General features: G+C 63.0%; 23 protein-coding genes and 2 pseudogenes. 7 read left to right on the plus strand and 18 right to left on the minus strand.

The window, feature by feature from the left end:
* Window position 1 precedes the first annotated feature (1 nt).
* The 5 genes from BLL36_RS08210 to BLL36_RS08230 form a co-directional block, all read right to left on the minus strand.
* Window positions 2-877 (minus strand): ABC transporter permease, encoded by an 876-nt coding sequence (locus BLL36_RS08210; protein WP_076950952.1) that lies wholly within the window; start codon window positions 875-877, stop codon window positions 2-4.
* Window positions 874-1,830 carry an ABC transporter permease gene (locus BLL36_RS08215; RefSeq protein WP_076950953.1) on the minus strand — a complete coding sequence of 319 codons (957 nt, stop codon included), beginning with the start codon at window positions 1,828-1,830 and terminating at the stop codon, window positions 874-876. Before BLL36_RS08215 ends, BLL36_RS08210 begins: the two co-directional genes overlap by 4 nt.
* A 13-nt stretch (window positions 1,831-1,843) precedes the next feature.
* Window positions 1,844-3,481, minus strand: coding sequence for an ABC transporter substrate-binding protein (locus BLL36_RS08220; RefSeq protein WP_076950954.1), 1,638 nt, complete (start codon window positions 3,479-3,481; stop codon window positions 1,844-1,846).
* Window positions 3,482-3,575: 94 nt separating this feature from the next.
* Complete coding sequence (locus BLL36_RS08225; protein WP_076950955.1) at window positions 3,576-4,850, minus strand: NAD(P)/FAD-dependent oxidoreductase; 1,275 nt, start codon at window positions 4,848-4,850, stop codon at window positions 3,576-3,578.
* Between the two features lie 22 nt (window positions 4,851-4,872).
* A complete protein-coding gene (locus BLL36_RS08230) occupies window positions 4,873-5,541 on the minus strand; it encodes a haloacid dehalogenase type II (RefSeq protein WP_076950956.1) in 669 nt (222 codons plus the stop codon).
* 593 nt (window positions 5,542-6,134) lie between these two features.
* On the opposite strand from BLL36_RS08230, the gene BLL36_RS08235 reads away from it, so the two are divergent.
* Both BLL36_RS08235 and BLL36_RS08240 read left to right on the plus strand, forming a co-directional pair.
* Window positions 6,135-6,986, plus strand: coding sequence for a GNAT family N-acetyltransferase (locus BLL36_RS08235; protein ID WP_076950957.1), 852 nt, complete (start codon window positions 6,135-6,137; stop codon window positions 6,984-6,986).
* A gap of 22 nt (window positions 6,987-7,008) precedes the next feature.
* On the plus strand, window positions 7,009-7,722 hold the full coding sequence (locus tag BLL36_RS08240; RefSeq protein ID WP_076950958.1) for a cupin domain-containing protein: 714 nt from the start codon (window positions 7,009-7,011) through the stop codon (window positions 7,720-7,722).
* A 3-nt stretch (window positions 7,723-7,725) separates the two neighbouring features.
* On the opposite strand, the gene BLL36_RS08245 is transcribed toward BLL36_RS08240, so the two are convergent.
* Window positions 7,726-8,214, minus strand: a complete 489-nt coding sequence (locus tag BLL36_RS08245) for an Hcp family type VI secretion system effector (RefSeq protein WP_076950959.1) — start codon at window positions 8,212-8,214, stop codon at window positions 7,726-7,728.
* A 184-nt stretch (window positions 8,215-8,398) separates the two neighbouring features.
* Between BLL36_RS08245 and BLL36_RS31630 the strand changes: the two genes are divergently transcribed.
* Genes BLL36_RS31630 through BLL36_RS08255 form a run of 3 tightly spaced genes read left to right on the plus strand, consistent with a single transcriptional unit; the run spans window position 8,399 to window position 9,700 of the window.
* Entirely contained in the window at window positions 8,399-8,689 is a 291-nt protein-coding gene (locus BLL36_RS31630) for a hypothetical protein (protein WP_394329476.1), read from the plus strand.
* A gap of 13 nt (window positions 8,690-8,702) precedes the next feature.
* Window positions 8,703-9,134, plus strand: coding sequence for a hypothetical protein (locus BLL36_RS31640; RefSeq protein ID WP_394329477.1), 432 nt, complete (start codon window positions 8,703-8,705; stop codon window positions 9,132-9,134).
* Window positions 9,131-9,700 (plus strand): hypothetical protein, encoded by a 570-nt coding sequence (locus BLL36_RS08255; protein WP_231998915.1) that lies wholly within the window; start codon window positions 9,131-9,133, stop codon window positions 9,698-9,700. The genes BLL36_RS31640 and BLL36_RS08255 overlap by 4 nt, the downstream gene beginning before the upstream one ends.
* 6 nt (window positions 9,701-9,706) lie before the next feature.
* On the opposite strand, the pseudogene BLL36_RS08260 reads toward BLL36_RS08255, so the two are convergent.
* A pseudogene (locus tag BLL36_RS08260) lies at window positions 9,707-9,940 on the minus strand (LysR substrate-binding domain-containing protein); the annotation flags it as partial.
* 4 nt (window positions 9,941-9,944) lie between these two features.
* Between BLL36_RS08260 and BLL36_RS30415 the strand changes: the two are divergent.
* Window positions 9,945-10,148, plus strand: a pseudogene (locus BLL36_RS30415) (sarcosine oxidase subunit beta); the annotation flags it as partial.
* A 161-nt stretch (window positions 10,149-10,309) separates the two neighbouring features.
* Window positions 10,310-11,770, plus strand: a complete 1,461-nt coding sequence (locus BLL36_RS08265) for an aldehyde dehydrogenase family protein (RefSeq protein ID WP_076950960.1) — start codon at window positions 10,310-10,312, stop codon at window positions 11,768-11,770.
* Window positions 11,771-11,776: 6 nt separating this feature from the next.
* Here BLL36_RS08265 and BLL36_RS08270 read toward each other — a convergent pair whose 3' ends face one another.
* The 11 genes from BLL36_RS08270 to gspG form a co-directional block, all read right to left on the minus strand.
* The gene (locus BLL36_RS08270) at window positions 11,777-12,550 is read right to left on the minus strand and encodes an OmpA family protein (protein ID WP_076950961.1); all 774 of its coding nucleotides are present in this window, start codon (window positions 12,548-12,550) and stop codon (window positions 11,777-11,779) included.
* 9 nt (window positions 12,551-12,559) lie between these two features.
* Window positions 12,560-12,952 (minus strand): DUF4398 domain-containing protein, encoded by a 393-nt coding sequence (locus tag BLL36_RS08275; RefSeq protein ID WP_076950962.1) that lies wholly within the window; start codon window positions 12,950-12,952, stop codon window positions 12,560-12,562.
* 443 nt (window positions 12,953-13,395) lie between these two features.
* On the minus strand, window positions 13,396-15,615 hold the full coding sequence (gspD, locus tag BLL36_RS08280) for a type II secretion system secretin GspD (protein ID WP_076950963.1): 2,220 nt from the start codon (window positions 15,613-15,615) through the stop codon (window positions 13,396-13,398).
* Window positions 15,612-16,136 carry a general secretion pathway protein GspN gene (locus tag BLL36_RS08285; RefSeq protein WP_076950964.1) on the minus strand — a complete coding sequence of 175 codons (525 nt, stop codon included), beginning with the start codon at window positions 16,134-16,136 and terminating at the stop codon, window positions 15,612-15,614. The genes gspD and BLL36_RS08285 overlap by 4 nt, the downstream gene beginning before the upstream one ends.
* Entirely contained in the window at window positions 16,133-16,744 is a 612-nt protein-coding gene (gene gspM, locus BLL36_RS08290; protein ID WP_076950965.1) for a type II secretion system protein GspM, read from the minus strand. Before gspM ends, BLL36_RS08285 begins: the two co-directional genes overlap by 4 nt.
* Window positions 16,719-17,762 carry a type II secretion system protein GspL gene (locus BLL36_RS08295; protein WP_076950966.1) on the minus strand — a complete coding sequence of 348 codons (1,044 nt, stop codon included), beginning with the start codon at window positions 17,760-17,762 and terminating at the stop codon, window positions 16,719-16,721. The genes gspM and BLL36_RS08295 overlap by 26 nt, the downstream gene beginning before the upstream one ends.
* Window positions 17,759-18,484 (minus strand): type II secretion system protein GspK, encoded by a 726-nt coding sequence (locus tag BLL36_RS08300; protein WP_076950967.1) that lies wholly within the window; start codon window positions 18,482-18,484, stop codon window positions 17,759-17,761. The genes BLL36_RS08295 and BLL36_RS08300 overlap by 4 nt, the downstream gene beginning before the upstream one ends.
* Window positions 18,481-19,110: a prepilin-type N-terminal cleavage/methylation domain-containing protein gene (locus tag BLL36_RS08305; protein ID WP_076950968.1), complete on the minus strand. Its 630-nt coding sequence runs from the start codon at window positions 19,108-19,110 to the stop codon at window positions 18,481-18,483. Before BLL36_RS08305 ends, BLL36_RS08300 begins: the two co-directional genes overlap by 4 nt.
* On the minus strand, window positions 19,107-19,469 hold the full coding sequence (locus tag BLL36_RS08310) for a prepilin-type N-terminal cleavage/methylation domain-containing protein (RefSeq protein ID WP_076950969.1): 363 nt from the start codon (window positions 19,467-19,469) through the stop codon (window positions 19,107-19,109). The genes BLL36_RS08305 and BLL36_RS08310 overlap by 4 nt, the downstream gene beginning before the upstream one ends.
* Entirely contained in the window at window positions 19,466-19,897 is a 432-nt protein-coding gene (locus BLL36_RS08315) for a GspH/FimT family pseudopilin (RefSeq protein ID WP_076950970.1), read from the minus strand. The genes BLL36_RS08310 and BLL36_RS08315 overlap by 4 nt, the downstream gene beginning before the upstream one ends.
* Before the next feature lie 9 nt (window positions 19,898-19,906).
* A complete protein-coding gene (gspG, locus tag BLL36_RS08320) occupies window positions 19,907-20,332 on the minus strand; it encodes a type II secretion system major pseudopilin GspG (protein ID WP_024076412.1) in 426 nt (141 codons plus the stop codon).
* Window position 20,333 lies beyond the last annotated feature (1 nt).

A 20,333-nucleotide genomic window follows, 5' to 3' on the forward strand; every position in this document is an offset into this window, starting at 1 on the left:
TTCAATGGCCTCCCGTGCGGCGACTACGTCGGGACGACAGGTAGTCGATCAACAGATTCACACCGATGGTCAGCGTGCCGATGGCCAGCGCCGGAATGATGATCGCCAGCGCGCCCTGGTTGAGCCCGCCGATGTTTTCGCGCACCAGCGAGCCAAGGTCAGCGTCCGGTGGTTGCACGCCGAGGCCGAGAAAGCTCATGCCGCTGAGCAACAGCACGATGTAGCCAAAGCGCAGGCCCAAGTCGGTCAAGACCGGGTTGAGCATATTCGGCAGGATCTCCATGCACGCCACATACAGGCGTCGTTCACCCCGGGTTCGCGCCACCTGCACATATTCCAGGGCCTCGATGTTGACGGCCATGCTGCGGGCCACGCGGAACGAACCGGGGATGTAACTGATGACGGCGGTGCAGATCAGCAGCGTGACGGACGAGCCGAAGGCCGAGACCATGATCAGTGCGAGCATTTTGCTCGGGATCGAGATGAAGGCATCCATGATGCGGCTGATGATTTCGTCCAGCCACTTGGGCGAGACCACCGACAACAGCGCACAACCGGTGCCCAGGGTGCTGGCCAGCAATGCCGCGACCAACGCCAGGCCGACCGTGAAGCGCGCTCCCACCAGCACCCGGCTGAGCATGTCGCGGCCCAGGTAATCGGTGCCGAACGGATGGGCAAGGCTGAAGCCTTCGAAGATATTGTCGGACACCACCTCACCCACCGGGTGCGGTGCCAGCCAGGGGCCGAACAGCGCCGCCAGCAGCCAGGCCACGCACACCACGGCGCCCAGCAGCCCAAGCCACGACGGGCCGCTGGAAACCTTGGCGAGTGCCAGGGCCGACGAGACAGGCTTTGACTTCGCAATGAGCGTGTTCATTGGTTTCTCAGCCTCGGGTTGGACAGGATTGCGCACAGGTCGGCGAGCAGCACCAAGGCCAGGTAGGCCGCGCAGAACAACATGGTGCAGGCTTGCACCAGCGCCATGTCACGGTTGGTCACGGCATCGACCATCAAACTGGCGATGCCCGGATAGTTGAAGATGGTTTCGACGATCACTACGCCCCCCAGCAGGTATGACAGGCTCAGGGCAATGGCGTTGGCAATCGGCCCGATCGCATTGGGCAAGGCATGGCGCAACACGATGCGTATCGGGCTGACGCCCTTGAGCCGGGCCATTTCCACGTAGGGGCTGTCGAGCTGGTCGATCACGGCGGCGCGGGTCATGCGCGCCATTTGTGCCACGATCACGCAACACAGGGTCATCACCGGCAAGGCATAGGTGCGCATGAATTGCAGCGGCGAGGTGATGTCGCTGGCGTAGGACAGCGCCGACAGCCAACCGAGGTTGACCGCGAAGATCAGCACCGCCAGGGTAGCCACCAGGAACTCCGGCACTGCGACCATTGCCAGGGTTACGAAGCTCAGGCAACTGTCGATACGCCCGCCGCGGCCCATCGCCGAGCCGATGCCGAGCACCAGCGCCACCGGCACCGACACCAGTGCCGTTGCGCCCGCCAGCATCAGCGTGTTGGGCACCCGCCCCGCCATCAACTCACCCACCGGCATCGCGTTGGACACTGACACGCCCATGTCGCCGGTGAGCAGGCTCATCAACCAGTGCAGGTAGCGCAACACACCGGGCTGGTCCAACCCCAGTTTCAGGCGCAGTGCCGCCACCTGTTCAGGGGTCGCGAACTGGCCGAGGGATTGTTGCGCCGCGTCCCCCGGCAGTACGGCCGTGATCGCAAACACGACCATCGACACGATCAACAGGGTCACGACCCCGGCGCCGAAGCGCCGGCCGATCAACCACAGGGTATTGCTATTCATCGCACTGCCCTCCTCACGCGTCCAGCCACACCTGCTCGGCGAACATGTAGCCCATGAAGCCGCCCAGCGGGTTGGCGTCATAGCCTTTGATGCGCTGGTCGACGCCGTCGATGTTGCTGATGAACACCGGCACGCCGATACCGCAGTGGTCGTGCACCAGGGCCTGCATGTCGCCATACATCCTGGCGCGCTTGGCATCGTCGGTTTCGCCACGGGCCAGCATCAGCAGTTGGTCGAACTGCTCGTTCTGCCAGCCGGACTCGTTCCATGGCGCCTTGGACTGGAAGAACTGCGAGAACATCACGTCGGCGTTCGGCCGTGGGTTGATGTTGCCGAAGCTCAACGGGTGCTTCATCCAGTGGTTGGACCAGTAGCCGTCACTGGGCAGGCGGTTCACGTTCAGGGTGAGCCCGGCCTGTTTGGCCGATTGCTGCAACAGCACGGCGATGTCCACCGAGCCGGTGGCGGCAGGCGACGCCATGACGGGCATGGTGATTTTTTCCATGCCGGCCTTCTTCAGCAGGAACCTGGCTTTTTCCGGGTCGTAGACCGTCTGCGGCAGGTCGGTGTTGAAGTAGCGCGAACCCGGCGCGATCGGATGGTCGTTGCCGACCACGGCAAAGCCACGGAACACCGCGGACTTGACCTGTTCACGGTCCAGCAGCAGCTTCATGGCCTGGGTGAATTCAGGGCTTTTGCCGGGCAACTGGTCCTGGCGGATGATCAAGTCAGTGTAGTTGCCCGACGGTGCATCGACGACGCGGTGTTTGGCACTGGCGGCAATGCGCGTGGTGGAGCGCGGGTTGACCTCGTTGATCATGTGCACATCGCCGGACAACAGCGCATTGACCCGCGACGGCTCGTCGCCGATGGCGATGAATTCGATTTCGTCGAGGTACGGCAGGCCCGGTTTCCAGTAATTCTTGTTGCGCACCGCAATCGAGCGCACACCCGGCTTGAACTCGCCGACCGTGAACGGCCCGGTGCCGATGCCTTTGCTGAAGTCGGTAGTGCCTTCGGGCACGATCAACAGGTGCGACACGGCGAGGATCGACGGCAGCTCGGCGTTGGGCGCGCTGAGACGGATCTGCACTTCGTTCGGGCCGCTGGCCTTGATTTCGGCGAACTGCTCCATCAGCGGCATGACTTTGGAGCCGGTAAGCGGGTCCTTGTGACGGCTGAGGGAGAACACCACGTCGGCTGCGGTGAGGCTCTTGCCGTTGTGGAAGGTCACGTCCTTGCGCAGGGTGATGGTCCACAGCGTGGCGTCGGTGTTGTCGATGCGCTCGGCCAGTTGCAGTTGCGGCACCAAGTGCTTATCGAAACGGGTCAAGCCGTTGTAGAACATGAAGTGACGCACGTAGTCGGTGGACAGCGCGCCCTTGGCCGGGTCGAGGGTATCGGCGGTGGAACTGGACATGCCGGCAACACGGATTCTGCCGCCTGGCTTGCCCTTGCCCGCCGGCGTTGCCTCCTCGGCGAACAGCTTGCCGGCGGCGCCGAACAGGCTGCCTGCGCCGGCCGCGGCGACACCCGCCACGCCGAGCATCTGCAGGGCGTTACGGCGCGACATGCCACGGTTGAGGCTTTCGAATACCCGCAGGCTGTCCTGGCCGGAGATAAGCTCGGGGGTGTTTTTGTTGTCAGTCATATCAAGGCTACCTGTCGATAATCGGAAGAATCGAGTGCTACGGATGTCCGCAGCGTCCTGGAAACACAAACGACGGTGACGCAACAACGGCAAATCAGTGCAAATAGTCCTGAAAGCGGTAATAAGCCCCCACGAAGGGCAGGAACCACGGCTTGCCGAAATGCCCCGGGATCGCCGGCCAGTCCAGTTCGCCCCACGGGTTGGCCGCCGTGTTGCCGGCCATGACCTCGGCCATCACCTGACCCATGTGCACCGACATCTGCACGCCATGGCCGCTGTAGCCCATGGAATGGAACACACCGCCATGCTGGCCGGCGCGGGGCAGGCGATCGGACGTCATGTCCACCAGCCCGCCCCAGCAGTAGTCGATCTTCACGCCGGCCAACTGCGGGAACATGTTCAACATTGCGGCCTGCAGCACCTTGCCGCTCTTGGCGTCGGAGACGCTGTCGGACATGGCAAACCGCGCACGTCCGCCAAACAGCAGGCGGTTGTCCGGGGTCAGGCGAAAGTAGTTGCCGATCATGCGGCTGGTCACATAAGCCCGGTGTTGGGGCAGCAGTTGATCGATCAGCGCTTGGGGCAAGACTTCGGTGGCGATGACAAAGCTGCCCACTGGCACGATTCGTCGGCGGTACCAGCCCAGGTCGCCGTGCTGGCAAGCGCCGGTCGCCAGCAGCACTTGCCCGGCATGCAGCGAACCCTTGGCGGTATTGACCTGGTAACCGCCGGCCTGGGGCTTCCAATCCTTGACCGCGATGTGCTCGTAGATCATTGCGCCGCGTCGCGCCGCCGCTTCGGCCAGGCCGACGCCAAAGCGGCCGACGTGCATCTGCACGCCGTTGCGCTGCAACAAGCCGCCGTGGAACTGCGCCGAATTGACTTCGGCACGGGTCTGCTCGGCGCTGAGCAATTCGACATCGGCATCCACCTCCTGGCGGATCAACTCGCAGGTGCGGGCCAGCCCTTCGTAATGCATCGGCTTGGCCGCCAGCTTCAGCTTGCCGTTGCGTACCAGGTCGCAGGCGATCGCTTCCTGCTCGACCAGCGAAACCACGGTGTGCACCGCACTTTCATAGGCCTGGTAATAGGCGCGTGCCTTGGCCGCACCGAGGCTGGCATGCAGCCCGGCATAGTCTTGGGCCACCCCGGTGTTGCACTGCCCACCGTTGCGCCCCGAGGCCTCACCGATCACCCGCCCGGCGTCCAGCACCACCACGCTGGCGCCCTTGAGCGCCAATGCCCGCGCCGCCGCCAGGCCGGTGAACCCAGCGCCGACGACCGCCACGTCGACCTGCCCGGGCAAGCCGCCCGGTTGGGCACCGGTAAACGCCGGTGCGGTGTCGAGCCAATAGGATTCACTGCCCATGTCGTGCCCTCGAGGTGCGCGTTTACAGACCGACCAACGCCGGCAAGCCACCGATATCGGTGATCTGCTGGTAACCGTAGAACGCATTGCCCGGCACTTCGTGGCCACGGGCAACGAACGCCTTGTTCTTGATCTTCATGTCGTGGGCGGGCATCAGGTCGTAACGGAAACTGGAAGACACATGCAAGATGTCTTCCGGCCCGCAGCCGAGGTTGTCGAGCATGAACTCGAACGCTGCCAGGCGCGGCTTGTAGGCCTGTGCCTGTTCAGCGGTGAACACCTTGTGGAACGGCGCGCCAAGCTTGTCGACGTTGGACATGATCTGGCTGTCGCTGGCGTTGGAGAAAATCACCAGCGGGATCTTGTCGGCAATCTTCGACAGGCCAGCCGGCACATCCGCATGCGGGCCCCAGGTCGGCACGGCGTCGTAATACAACTGGCCTTCTTCGCGATAGTCGATACCCCAGCGCTTGCAGGTACGCGCCAGGGCGGTCTTGAGAATGTCGTCGTAGGGGCGCCAGTCGCCCATGACCTGGTCGAGGCGATAGGCCGAGAAGTCCTTGACGAACTGGTCCATCTGCTCGGGGGTGATGCGGTCGGCGAACAGCTCGCGGGTCATGGTGCCCATGTGGAAGTTGGTCAGCGTACCGTAGCAGTCGAACGTAATGAATTTGGGACGAAGAAAGCTCATGGAGTGCGGTCCTGAAGTCAGTTGAGTGTGGCAAGCGTTCGCTGCCCTGGCGGCGCGTCGGCCTCGTTGCAGCACAGCTTCATTACACCACTGTGAAATCAGCATATGCCGTCTAAAACGACCTGCGCTCAATACAAACCACCGTTTTGGTGGCTGGCCTCAGCAGACTTTGCGGTGCGCGCCAGGCTTGGGCAGGGCCTTTGTTTGTGCGCTTTTAGGGGGCTTTCTGATGGCGGAGGCTTAAGAATGGGGGGTGTGGGCGGCAGAAAGTGTGGCAGATTGCTCGACCTGCCCTGTAGTGAGCGGGCTTGCCCCGCGCTGGGAGGCGAAGCCGCCCCAAACCAGGCGACCCGGATCTATCCTGATACTCGGTGGTGTCCTTATTGGGGCGGCTTCGCCCCCCAGCGCGGGGCAAGCCCGCTCACTACAAAGCATTTGCTGCTGCGCGCCTGCACCAATTAAGTAGCAACTGTGGCCGCGCCTCGCACAGCCCGAGGAATCTACCGAATGCAGGCGCCCCTCTTGCCAGCCTTCAGACCAGATGGGATACAAGCAGCCAGCGACACACAAACCACGCAAAACGGAGGCTCGCCATGTCCGCCCTGCCACACCCCGCTTATACCTACCGCCCAATGACAGTGGCCGACCTGCCCGCCGCCCATGCCTTGTCGGTGCAGCTCAAATGGCCCCATCGCCTGGAAGACTGGGCGATGTTGCAACGGGTCAGCGACGGCTTCGTGGTGATGGACGGCGATCGCCTGATCGGCAGCGCCTTCACCTGCCCACAGGGCGATTACGCGAGCATCGGCCTGGTGATCGTCAGCAATGACTACCAAGGCCAAGGCATCGGTCGCCGTTTGATGGAAAAGGCCCTCGCCGCCTGCGATTCACGCACGCCCCTGCTCAACGCCACGCTCGCCGGCGCGCCGCTGTATGCCAGCCAGGGCTTTGTCGAGTATGGCCGGGTCCAGCAGCATCAAGGCCAGGCGCTGGTGCCCGACCTTGCGGCCTTGGCACCCGTCGAAAGCTGCCGTGCGCTGACCGCCGATGATCACGCCACGCTGCTGGCCCTGGCCAAGGCCGCCAGCGGCCTGGATCGCCGTGAAGTATTGCGCGACCTGCAGGTCGAACACGCGGTCGGCATCGAACGCGACGGCCAGTTACGCGGCTTCGCCCTGCTACGCCCGTTTGGCCGTGGCCGCTGCATCGGCCCGGTGGTGGCCGAGAACCTCAACCAGGCCAAACACCTGATCGCGGCGTTACTGGCGCAGGTCCCCGACACCTTCGTGCGCATCGACATCCCCGTGGCATGCGGCCTCAGCGACTGGCTCGAGCAAGCCGGCTTGAAGAACATCGACACCGTCGCACAGATGGCCCTCGGAACACCGCCCCAGGCCAGCCAGGGCGTGCAGCCTTTTGCCCTGATCACCCAGGCGATCGGCTGACTTCCCTCACGGAGCAATACCCATGTCATTACCCCAGATCCTGCTGTTGGCTCGCGCCGATGGCAGCCGCGTTGCCACGTCCTTCAATAACGCGGCGTTGAGCGCACTTGACCCGTTCGGCGACAATCGCCAGCTCGCCTGGCTTGGCGACGACGGTGTGTCCGCAGGCCGGGTGCGGTTCAGCGGTAACACCGTGATCGAAGACTTCCCCCACAGCGAGACGCTGGTGGTGCACGCCGGCCACGTGGTGCTCAGCAGCGCGGGACAAACGTTGCAACTGGGCGTCGGCGCCAGCGCTGTGATCGGCCGTGGCACCCACCTCAGCGTGCAGGCGAGCGAACAAAGTGAATGGGCGTTCTGCGCCCTGAACCTGTCCGACGCCCCGGCTCGCCCCGGCCTGACCTTTCTCGACCCCTGCACCCTGCTCAACCCCTCGGCCGCCCCGGAACCGGCGATCCTGATCGGCCCCACGCCGCAGTGTCGCGCGCTCAACCTGTTCGACGACGCGACCACCGAGTTGCGCATCGGCATCTGGGACTCAACGCCCTACGCCCGCCACGGCCGCCCGCACAAATTGCACGAACTGATGCACCTGCTCGAAGGCAGCGTCACGTTGCAGGATGACCAGGGTAGCGACCTGACCGTCAACCCCGGCGACACGGTTTTCGTAGCCAAAGGCGCACCGTGCGCCTGGACGAGCACGGTTTATGTACGCAAAGTGTATGCGGTGAAGTGAGCGTCAGATTTTCACGTTCTGCCGGATATTCCATCCAAACTTCACCGGCCCACCGTCCTTGGCGCCATCAGCCTTCTGCGGCTGGTAACTGACCTCGACAGTGGCAAAGTTCAGGGCGATGTTGTCATACAGCACATCGCCGTCGGATTCCGCGCCGGTGCTGTAGGATGCCACCATGACTTCCTTCAAGGCGATCACCAGATACTCCACCGGGTTGGCACCTCCGGCCTTGCGCACCACCAATCGTGCTTCGGGATAATGCTTGCCGCTGGCACAGGCCATCATCAAATTCGGGCTGGATCTGTCCAGCGGTTTCTTCAGGTTCAGGTTGCCAATATCAGCCTTGCCAACGCCACCACCTGTGCCGGAATGCATCGAACCCGTCTGCGACAAGCCCCACACCCAGTGGGTAACGTCAATTTCGTCCCGATGAGCCAGATCCCTTGACTCACCCTTGATATCGCCCAGTTTCAAAAACATATCGACGGCCATGTTTGGTCTCTGTCCTTGTACGCGTCGGTATTGACGCTGTGCGAACTTTTCCTTATTCGGCAGAGTACTCACAAGATGGTAAAGCTGGATCGGGAAGTGTCTGTCTGAAAAACGCGAAACCTCTGACATTAATTTGCGCCACTGCTTCTTTAACCTCTCGACTCCCGAACCCAGGAGTTAAGGAATGACAAGCGCCCTGTTCAAGGATGGCTTTCCCTCAGCCCATCGCACGACCCGCCAACGGTTGGAAAGCAGCATCGACCTGCAGCGATTGTTCTTTGCCATCGACACCGACCCGGCACTGATCGGCGCAGCAGTGGTGTATATCGATGAAGAATTCAGTGTGGTAACACTGCGCGATTTTCAGGCGGTTTGCAGCGTGCAGCCCAAAAAAGTAGTTCAGCGTGGTGATTACGTTTATTGGCCAGGCAGCCATGGCAGTCAGCGTCACTCAGTGTTTTATAGGCATTGGTAGGACCAGCGCAGAATTGATCGCCCCGCAAGCGCTCGACCGTCTCGATGACGAAGCCTGGTACCAGGCAGCAATTGCTGTACTGGACGGCATCGCGTTAGTTGGAATCGGGGCATCGGCCTTGACGGCAGTAAAAGCTATCAATTTCAGTACAAGGATCACGGGCAAATCTCTGCGAGAGGTACTCAGAGGGCTTACCCGACAAGAGCGGGCGAAACTCAATGACGAACTGCTCAAAATAAATGACCCGCGACTGACAACAAAATTGCTCAAACTGAAGCAAGCCGCTGGTACCGCCACCAAACGCATCAGCCCAACACACATGCAACGTGCCACGATCAATTACATAAGAGATGCAATGGCAGGAGCATCAGGGATTACCAGCAGCGCTATGTCTGGGAATGTCAGAACACTCGCTATCGGAATTTACGAAGAACTCAGCCAGTGAAAAAGCAGCGCGCACGAAAGATCCTAAAAGAAAAAGGGTATGCCGACAGCTCCGCTCCTGACGGGAAAACAATGAGTGAAGACGACTTCCATTACTCGATTTTCTACCTGATTGACCCAAGATTGCTGCGAAAACGCTACATCTACGTGATGGGTGGCTGGATACTCGCTGGATGTTTTTCAATTGCCCTGACCGGTTTGCTTGTATTGGATACTTATCTTTGCGGAGCAGCGGAAGATGCAACGTTACGTAACTGGTTTTTTAGCGGAATAGCGATCAGTGCGGTGTTCTGTATTGCACAAGCACAAGTGTTGTACGGCCACATTCATTGGGTCTGGATAAACGTAGGCGTCTATTGCTTCTGTTTTCTGGCCTCGCTGCTTTCAATCACCTACAACCCCGACATTTACCTCTACTTCATGTCTGTCCTCGCGCCCCTGACCGGTCTGCTAATCCTCAACAGCAACCGCTGCCGCGAACTACGCCATCAGATGATAGAAATCCGGCACAAGCGTGAAGCAAGGATTATCACGCTGAAACAACAGGGCAAATGGAAGTGGTGGTGATCCCCTTCACACCCTCAACGCATCCTCCAGAAACGCCACCAACGCCTGCACGCGTGGGCTGCGAAGCTTGCGCGACGGCACCAGCAAGTTGACCGGTGCGCTGTCAAAACGCCAATCGGCCAATACCCGTACCAGGCTGCCGTTGGCAATGGCCTCGCTCACATCCCATTGCGAACGCAGCACCAGCCCCAGGCCTTGCTCGGCCCAGCGCCGGGCGACGCTGCCATCGTTGCTCAACAGGACGCTCGTGGACGGGCTGTTTTATGCGTTTGGCTTCTGCGGCCATGGCTTCCAGCTGGGCCCGGGCGTCGGCGATGTGATGGCCGAACTGCTCAGCACCGGCGGCACCAGCACCGCCATCAGCCCCTTCGATATCCGCCGGTTCACCCAGCCATCGATGGCAGCACAGTTGCCCACCGGTCTTCTCAGTACAGGGAAACTCATATGAACCGGGCCTATGTGTAACGCGTGGCTAACCTGCCGGATTCAGCAGAATATTCCTTGCAGGCTTGAACTACGGCATCTTTCGCCTGGGTGGTTTTGTTAGCGTATCCAGACGCCCGGCCCCGCTGTTCGCAGCGCTTATCACCGCTCCAAGGAGCCCGTTGGATGACCACACACTCTTCGAATAGCGACAGCGTTGATCTGCCAACGTCCCAGCAGTTTTACATCAACGGCCGTTGGACGAACCCTGCCGTCCCGGCCAGTTTGCCGGTGGTCAACCCGGCCACCGAAGAGGTGGTGGCGCAGGTGGCGCGCGGCTCGGCCGAGGATGTGGACCGCGCGGTCGCGGCGGCGCGTGCAGCGTTCCCTGAGTGGTCTGCTCGCTCCGTCGAATCGCGCGCGCACGTCATCGGGAAAATCCATGAGCTGATCCTTGAGCGCAAAGAGGCACTGGCGCAGGCCATTTCGCTTGAGATGGGTGCCGCCATCGGTTTTGCGCGAGCCATGCAGGTGCCGCTGGCGGCCGAACACGTTCGCGTTGCACGTGACCTGTTGTCCAGCTATCGCTTTCGCACGGTCGAGAACGGTACTGCGATTGAACGCGAGCCCATCGGGGTGTGCGGCCTGATCACGCCCTGGAACTGGCCGCTGTACCAAATCACCGCAAAAGTCGCCCCAGCGATCGCCGCCGGGTGCACCGTCATCTTGAAACCCAGTGAACTGTCGCCCCTGAGCGCCCTGCTTTTTGCACAACTGCTGCACGACGCAGGCGTGCCGCCCGGCGTGTTCAACCTGGTCAACGGCAGCGGCCCGGAAGTGGGCGCCGCCATCGCTGCCCACCCGGACATCGATATGATTTCCATCACCGGCTCGAACCGCGCCGGTGCGCTGGTTGCGCAGGCCGCCGCCACGACCGTGAAGCGGGTCACACAGGAGTTGGGCGGCAAGTCGCCGAATGTGCTGTTGCCCGACGCAGACTTCGCCAAGGCCGTGCCGCTGGGCGTGCTGTCGGCGTTTCGCAACGTCGGGCAATCGTGCAGCGCGCCGACCCGGATGATCGTGCCCAGGAACCGCCTGGCAGAGGTCGAAGCCCTGGCGGCGCAGACTGCCAATGCACTGATCGTCGGTGAACCGCAATTGGAGGCGACCCAATTGGGCCCGATAGCCAACGAAGCACAATTCAATCGTGTTCAAGCGATGATCCAGGCAGGTCTGGATGAAGGGGCAAAACTGGTGTGCGGTGGGCCCGGACGTGCGCCGGGTTTTGCAAAGGGGTTCTATGCCCGACCGACTGTGTTCTCTGAAGTGGCCACGGCCATGCGCATCGCCCAAGAGGAAATATTCGGCCCGGTGCTCTGCCTGATTGCGTATGACACGGTCGATGAAGCGGTCGCGATCGCCAATGACACCGTCTACGGGCTGGGCGCCCATGTTCAGGGGCAGGACCTTGACCTTGCACGTGCCGTCGCGTCACGCATCCGGGCCGGGCAAGTACACCTGAACTACCCGGCCTGGAACCCCATGGCGCCCTTCGGTGGCTACAAGCGCTCGGGGAACGGCCGGGAGTACGGTGTCTTTGGTTTTGAGGAATACCTGGAAACCAAAGCCATCATCGGCTTTGACTGATTGCGCTTAACGCCGCGCGCTGACCGCCGAAGCGTCGTTGGACACGATGACTTCCACACGGCGATTCAACTGGCGTGACGGCGCGCTCAGGTTGTCGGCAACCGGGAATTGCTTGCCATAGCCGACCACCGCCATGCGCTCAAACCCCACACCGAGGCGCTGCAGGCCACGGGCGACCGCATGGGCACGCAGCTCGGACAAGCGCTGGTTGTAGGCATCGCCACCGGTGCTGTCGGTGAAGCCCTCTACGCGTACCTGACGTTCCGGGTTCTGCACCAGGAAGTTCGCCAGCCCCTGCAAGTCCCGTTGGCTGCCCGGCTTCAGCTCGGCCTTGCCGGTATCGAACAGCACGTCTCCAAAGGTGACGACCTGGCCACGCTCGGTCGGCTGGGCTTTGATCGCTTGCAGCGCCTTGAGCTGCGCGGTGCGCACGTCGAGCTGCACCTGGGTACGGTCGACCGCGATGTTATCGAGTTGGGCGTCGGTCTTGCGGCTGACGATGATCTGCTCGGCCAGGGCTATTTTCTGCGTCGCCAGGTAGGCGAGCTGGTCGATCTGCGGGTCGGTACGGCTGTGCAGCGACACCTGGTTGGCGCGGTCCAGCGCGTTGGACGCGATGCGCGTTTCGACCGCCGCCAGGGTGTTGGACTCGGGTTTCTCCTGCAGGCTGGAGAACTGGCTGCGCGCTTGCAGCAGTTGGGGATTTTCCGGAGGGGTGGCGCAACCGGCCAGCGCCAGGCCCAGGGCCGAAAGAACGGGAATGACTAAAGTGGCACGCATGGGGGATCCTCAGTGGGTAGTGGCGGGGGCGTCGAGCATTTCCTGCTTGAGCACCTGGATGCCCTCTCGCGCCTGCTTCAAGACCTGTTGCTTACGCACCGCAGTGGCCTTGGCTTCGGCCAGGCTGGCGTCGGCTTCGATCTGGTCGGCCAAGGCGTCGACTTCGACGTAATTCATTTCGCCGATGGCCTGCTCCATGCGCGCCAGTTTGTCCTGGGCGGTCTTCATCTCCAGCGGGGCGAACTGGGTCGCTTGTGCCGCAAGGGCACGTCCTACCGAATCACGGGCCAGGGAGATTTTTACCGCAGGCGGCGGCGTCGCGGCGCAGCCCGCCAAGGCACCGGCGACGATCACGGCCCAGGCCGAGCGGCGCAGGCGTTTGCTCACACTGGTCATCTTCATGTTTTGACTCCTAAGCATTCACTGAGGGCTTTGGGCTGATGGGAACAGCCTTGCCGTCTCGCTTGCATTCAAGCGACCGCGCCATCCTAGGAAGAAAAAAACGGGCAGGAAGAATGAAAAATCCCACTTAGTTGTGGGATTTCTCTCAGAGAAACAGGCTGTGTTCGAGCCGAGCGACAACCCGAAAACCTTGTCGGAAAATTCCGAGACGCGCAAACGCAGAAAGTCAGCCTGGATCATGGTTTTCTGTGGGAGCTGGCTTGCCTGCGATGCAGACACCTCGGTCCCTCAGGCACACCCAGTTTGATCGTTCCCACGCTCCGCGTGGGAATGCATCCCGTGACGCTCTGCGTCACCTGTACACATTGAACTGTCGGCGGGACGCGGAGCGCCCCAGGCGGCATTCCCACGCGGAGCGTGGGAACGATCAACAGAGGTCAAGCTCACTGAGCAGGCCGCAGCAATTGCATCTGCTGGCGATAGTCATCCGTCACCTGCCGCGCCTGGCTGCTGCTGGTGATGACCCTTGGCGTAATCAGCACGATCAATTCGGTGCGATCCTTGGATTTGCTGGTATTGCCAAACAACCAGCGCAACCCGGGAATCTTGCCAAGGTACGGCACCGCACTGACACTGTCGGCATTGTCCTGCTTGATCAAGCCGCCCAATAACACCGTCTGGCCACTCTGCACCGCCACCTGGGTCGATACCGAGCGCGTGGAGATGCGCGGGTTGGTTTGTGGGTCATTGCTGTTGGGCGGGTCCTGGGCATCGCTGACCTGTTGCTGGATGTCCATGTACACCAGGCCGCCCGGATTGATGCGCGGCACCACGTCCAGAATCACGCCGGTCTGCACATATTCGACACTGCTCAACGTCGTGTCGGAGGTGCCGGTGTTGACCGTGGTCTGGCTGATAGGAATGTTGTCGCCCACCTGGATCTGCGCCGGCTGGTTGTTCATCACCACCAGCGACGGCGCCGACAGCACCTGGGTGCGGCCGTTGGTTTCCAGGGCGTGCAAGGCCACTTGCAGGTTGGAGCTGACGAAGGAATAGAACAACGAATCCGCCGCGCCCAAACCTGCGCCGCCTGCGCCAAGCGCACCTTGGCTACCGGCGGTGTTGGCCACGGTGGTGCTGTTGGAATTACCGGCCAGGCGGCCCAGGTACCATTGCACGCCCAGGTCCAGTTCGCCGGTGAGTTTGACCTCAAGGATGCGCGTCTCGATCTGCACTTGCAGCGGTGGGTTGTCGAGGCGCTTGATCGCCGATTCGATCTCTTTCCATTGCACCGGCCGGGTGCGCACCAGCAGTTGGTTACTGCTTTTTTGCGCGGTGATGCGAGTGCCGGCGTCGAGGCTCTTGGCCGGGGCGTCTTCGGTGGTGCCCTGCTCGGGATTGTCCTGCTCGGCTTCGGGCTCCTGCTGCTCCTCCTCGGCGGGCGGCTGGTTGCTGTTCAGGTTGTTACTCAAGCCACCGGGCGTGCTGCCGGAGGTGCTGTTGGTGCCTGGCGAAGACAACGTCGCGGTGCGCAGACCGGGGGCGACCTTGGCCGGGGCATCGTCCTTGATCGCGCCCGTGCCGTAGATTTGCCGCAGGTATTTGGCCAGGTCGGTGGCCTTCATATTGCGCACATCGTAGACGTACATCTGCGGCTCGTTGCCGCCGCCTTCGTCGATGGTGTGGATCCAGTCGCCCACTTCGCTGAGGTATTGCGGCTGTGACGAGATCGCGACGACTGAGTTGGTCCGTTCGATCGGCAGGAACCGCACCATGCCCGCCAGGGGCATGCCGCTGTCGGGGCCGAACATTTTTTGCAGCTCGGGCATCAGCTCGGCCACCGAGGCGCGTTGCAGGCCGAACACGCCCACCGACATGCCCTTGAGCCAGTCCACATCGAAGGTGTCGATGGTGTCCTGGTAGTTGGCCAATTCCTCGGGAGTACCGGCCAGGCTCAGCACATTGCGCGCCGGGTCCACCAGCAGGAATGCATTCTCGCGGGCGAACGGCTTGAGCAGTTTCTGCATCTCGGTGGCCGAGATATAACGCAGTGGAAACAGCCGCGCCGAAAGCCCGCTGGACGGCTGCGACACGCGCATTTCAGGCACCAGCTTGCCCGCCACCGCCTGGTTGGCGGGCAGGATCACATAGCGGTTGCCCTGCTTGATCATCGCGTTGTCAGTCCATGACAACAGCGTTTCCAGAATCGACAATGCCTGCTGCTTGTTCACAGGTTTTGAGGTGGAAAAGCTGACGTTGCCCTTCACGCCCTGGGCGATGCTGTAGTTCTCGTGCAGTAGATCGCCCATCACGCTGTTGATCACCGCCTCGATCGGCTGGTCGGCGAAATTGAACACGATGTCGCCGCTGCCCTCCTCCTTCATCGCCGGCGCCGCTACGGGCGGGCGCACGAACTGCTGGTTACCGCGAATCAGTTGGCGTTGGGGCGGCGTCTTGGCCTGGGGCTGGCCGCTGTCGACCGGCGCCCGTTCGCTGGCCGGGTCTACCGGCGGGCGCTGGGAACCGGTGCCTTGCATCGCTTCGTGCAACAGCGCCTCGTCCGGGTCGAGATGCTCGGGGAATGTCCCGCAGCCACCGAGGGAAACGGCGGTAGCCAGACAAAACACGGTGGTGCGCAAAGCGCCGGGGAAAGTATCGATCAAGGGGCGGACTCGTGAGGAAGGGTAATCGGGGGGGTCGTGGACGGCGCCGGCAGACGCGGCGCGCGCAGGCTCAGGGTCTGCGCGCGGCCGTCGAGGACAAAGCGGGCTTCGCGGGGCGTGAGCTGTTCCAGGCGCCAGCCGTTGGGCAGGGTCTGGTTCTGATGAACCTTCAGCGGCGGGCCGTCCGCGCGTTTGAGCAGCGCAACACGCAGGTCGCCGTCGAGAACGATACCGGTCAGCGTCAGGCTCGACAGGCTGGTGACGGACGCCTGGCCGACCGTACGATCAGGGCTGCGGTCAGGGCTGAATAGCGGGGTTTGCCACGTACCCGCGAGGCTTTCCAGGGTGGCCTCGGGGGCCACTAGCACGGTGGCCGAAGCGTTGGCGCGGGCATCCGGCGCGGGCGCCGGCAACCACTGCGGCGCATCGCCGATGCTGCTGAAGATGCCGACCATCAACAGGCCCAACAGCCCGGCGATGCCAAGCAACAGCCACTCCAGGGGACGCAATGCATTGATCATCGGCGCACCTGCGGCGCGGCGGCCGGCTGCAGGTAGCCGCGCACCAACACATGCACAATCAACTGGCCGGCACCGCCGGTGGCGGGTGCGTTCGGCGGGCGGCGGATGCTCAGTTCGTCGATGAACAGAAAAGGCCGCTGGTATTCCAGCTCATGCAGGATCGCGGTCAAGGGTTCGATGGCGCAGTTGAGGGTCAGGCTGACTTTGACCTGGCGATAGGGCTCGCTGTCGTCCTGTTCCGGGGTGATGGGCATGCGCTGGGTGAGGCTGCAGCCGCCACCAAGGCCGGCGCGGCTGTTGATCAGGTCGGCGATGCGTTGCATCAGGTCCGCCGCGACCGCGCTGGGGTCATCACCGGGCAACAGGCTGGTGCTGCTGGCCGGGTCCTGGCGGGCTTGCTCCAACTGTTGGCGCACGCTATCGCCCTGGCGCAATACGCCGGCATAGCGTTGCTGCTGTTCACGTAACTGCTCGGCCTGCTCATCCATGGCGCGCAAGGGGCCGGCGAACCAACTGTCGACCAGCAGCCAATAACCGGCGCCAAGCACCAGGGCCAGGCCGATCAGGGCTGCGCCACGGCGTTCACGGGGTGTCAGTGGTCGGCGCATCGCCTGTCTCCTGGTGCAAGTGGGCGCGCAAGGAAAACTGATCCTTGCCGGTTTGCGCGTCGGGTTGAATCACCCCTTCGAACTGGGCGTTTTCCAGGCTGTGGCAGGCCTTGATCCGGGTGATCAGGGCACTGGCCTTGGCGCTTTGCCCGGAGAAGGACACGTCGGCGCCGTCGTTGACCTCCAACTGATCGAGCCAGGTATCGGACGGCAGGCAAGCGGTCAGCTCGTTGAGCAGCGCCGCCAACGGCGGCTGGGCGGCCTTGCGGCGGATCAGGTATTGCGCGGCGCCACGGGTATTGAGCAGTTGCTGGCGCAGCGCCTGGACCTCGGCGACCTGGGCTTTTTGCTCGCGTACGCTGTGCTGCATGGCGTCGAGCACACGTTGGCGGTCGTCGAGCCACAGCAGCATCGCCGCAATCAGCAAGGCCCCGCACAGCCACGGCAAACTGCGTTGCAAGCCCTTGCCCTGCGGTCGCTGACGCGGTCGCAACGGTACCGGCAGCAAGTCGATGCCCATGGGCGTGCCTGCGCCTGTGTCTACATCCACCGCATGGGGATGTAAACCCAGGGCCGCGCACTCAGTGAGCATCTGGTCCAGGCGCTCGCGCAGGATCGCGACCAGTGTCACCTGCAAGTGCGTGGGGGTGCGACGCTCCTGCCGCGCGACGAAATACAGCTGGTCGGGATCAAACGGGGTAAAGCGGTCCAGTTCATAGCCCACCACCGTGGACAGGTTGCGCGCGGCGGCCGGGGGCAATTGCAGGGTTTGCATCAGCACCGCGCCGGGCGCCAGCAGCAGCACCTGACGCGCGGGACCAGCGGGTTTTTCCACGGGCGCGGTCAACGGCCAGCGATAGACCTGCTCGGGGAGATCGTCTGGCAGTAACCACACCGGCAGGCAACCACGCAGTTCCTTGAGCCACAGCCGCCAGCCCAGTTGCAGCAGGCTGCCGCGCCAGCGTTGCGTGATGGGCTGCGCCAGCAACTGCAGGCGTGCGGATAACGGTTCGTTCATTCTTGCCAACGTAAGACTCGATAAGGTTGTGCGCTGCCTTGCGCGGGGCTCAATAAGACCGTGGCTTGCACGTGGGCGTGGTAGCCGCCGGGCCGTTGTGCGCGGCTGCCGATGACCAGCACATCACCGGCGTCGGCGCCCACTGCGCTCTGATGCGTCAGGTTCAGCGCGCGGCGCATCAACGGGCTGGCGAATGCCGGATCGGGCCGGTCCAGCCCACTCCACAGGCTGATCTCGGGCACCAGTGCGCTGTATAGCGCCTGGGTCATGCCCGGCAATTGCCGTACTTCTTCCACCACCCGGAACGGCGCCAGGCCCTGGTTGCGGCGCTGTTCCAGGGCCCTGGCGAGTTGATTGGCCTGGGCCTGGGTCGCGCCGCAGGCCAGGGCCAGGCGGGCGAAATCCGCCACCTGGGCGCTATTCAAATACAACTTGCCGCGCTCGCTGTGCAGGCTCACCTGCAGCTGGGCATCGTCGAACACCAAGCGGATTTCTCGCCCGTCAGCCACCCACTGCTTGCGCTGCAACGGGTCGGCCAGTGCCTGCATGGCCAGCGCCACACCCGCCTCGGCGGCCAGCACCGCCTGGGTGTGCTGGCGGTGCCAGGCCGCCTGGCGGGTTTCCAGTTGCACCCAGCCGGCCAGGCCGCCCAGCAACAGACTGAGCAGGGCCAGCACCCACAGCACCAGCAACAGCGCGACACCACGCTGATGCCTGATCATTCCGGTGCCCCGCCCGACAGGTTCAGGCGCAACGCAACCACTTGGGTGACCCACGGCACCGGCCCGTTCACCCGTGCGTCAATACGCACCGCGTAGGGCAGGCGCTTGCTCCACGGCCACTCGTTGATCCAGCCGGTGGCCTGGCCCTTGGGCGACACGCCGCGATAGCTGAACTGCAGATCCTCAACGTTTTTGAGCAACACCTGCGGTTCGCCGCGCGATGCTGGCACGCTGACCTGCGCCTGGGGCTCAAAGCGCGCGAACGCCACCTGCAAATCGCGTTGCGCCTCGGGGCCGGTCAACTGCAGGGTGAAGCGCTGAATCCCGCCACCGAGCACCCCTGGCAAGGTCGCGACAAACTGCATGCGCTGCGCGCTGCCGGCGAAAAAGCCATCGGTCTGACTGTCGTCCTCGGTGACATCCAGGGGCAACGCCTCACTGATGGAAGTGCGCAAAAACTGTTGCGCGGCGCGCATTTCATCCAGGCTCACCGTGTAGCGCTGCGCCTTGAGCACCGCACGATTGGCGCCCAGCAGCGCGCCACCGACCAAGGTCAGTAACACGCCGAGCAGACTCAGCACGATCATGATTTCGAGCAGGGTGAAGCCCTGCTGACGGCACTTCACAAGCCGGCCCCTGCCGCACGCAGTTTCAAGGTGCTGAAACTGGCGTGGCGCGGCCCCTCGCTGACCGTCAGGTCGAGGCGAAACAAGTGTGGCTGACCGATGCGCGTGGGTTGCAGGGCGATGCGCAGTTGCCAGTCGATGCCGTCCAACTGGCCGCTGCGCACACCCGCCGCCAGAGGCCCCGACGCTTCCTGATCCATCACGCTGACGGCGGCATGACTGAGCCGGTCGCTGTGGGCCACCTGCAATAGCGAGCGCGCGCTTTGGCCGAAAGCAACCAGCAGCACGCTGCTGCAAATCGCCATGAGCGTGAGCGCGGCGAGCATCTCCAGCAGCGTGAAACCGCTTTGGCGTTTCATGGCAGCGCCTTGGACTGCACGCTGCCGGTCAGCCAGCCAATATCGATGCGCCAACGCCGGCTGCCATTGGCCAGCAGCAGGTTGCCGCCGGTGGAGCTGCCATCGGCGTAGAACTCAACCGCAGAGCCTGCGTGCTCGGCGGTGTGCAGGGTCACTTGCAGGCCGGCCGGCCAATGTTTCAACGGTCGACCCGGCGCCTGGAAGCTCAGCGCATGCAGGTCAAACAGGGTCCTTTCGGTACGGCCGCTGATGATCGCCCGTGCGCGCGTGCTGCGCAGTGCCTCGACCATCTGCCCGACGGCCTGGCGCTCTGTCGCGGCACGCAAGCCTTGTTGCAGACCAAACCCAACCAACCCGGCCGCGATGCTGATCAAGACGATCACCACCAGCATTTCCAGCAAGGTAAAGCCGCGTTGGGGGTTGATCATGGTCGCGGATTATTCCCAGTTGCCCAGGTCGGCGCTGTAGCCTTCACCGCCGGGCTGGCCGTCCTGGCCGTAGAAGATCAGGTCAAAGGCGCCGTGTTCACCGGGGAAGCGATAGCCAAAGGCATGGCCGAACGGGTCCTTGAGGTCGGACGGCTTGGCGTACGGCCCGGCCCAGCCGGCGCTGTTGCCGGGCTTGTCGACCAGTTGTTGCAGAGTCTTGGGCGGCGAACCAACGTCCAGCCCGTAGCTTTCGATTTTCATGCTCAGGCTGGCCAGTTGCGCCTTGCCCGCGCCGTATTTGCCCTTGTCCACGTTGCCGCCGACCTGACGCACCACGATGGTGGCAACGATGCCCAGCAGTACGATCACCGCGAGCATTTCCAACAGGGTAAAACCGCCCTGGCGGCGGGCGGGCTTGAATCGGGTATGGCGCATA

It is taken from the genome of Pseudomonas cedrina subsp. cedrina, assembly GCF_001983175.1.
In the GTDB taxonomy this organism is placed as follows: Bacteria; Pseudomonadota; Gammaproteobacteria; order Pseudomonadales; family Pseudomonadaceae; genus Aquipseudomonas; species Aquipseudomonas cedrina.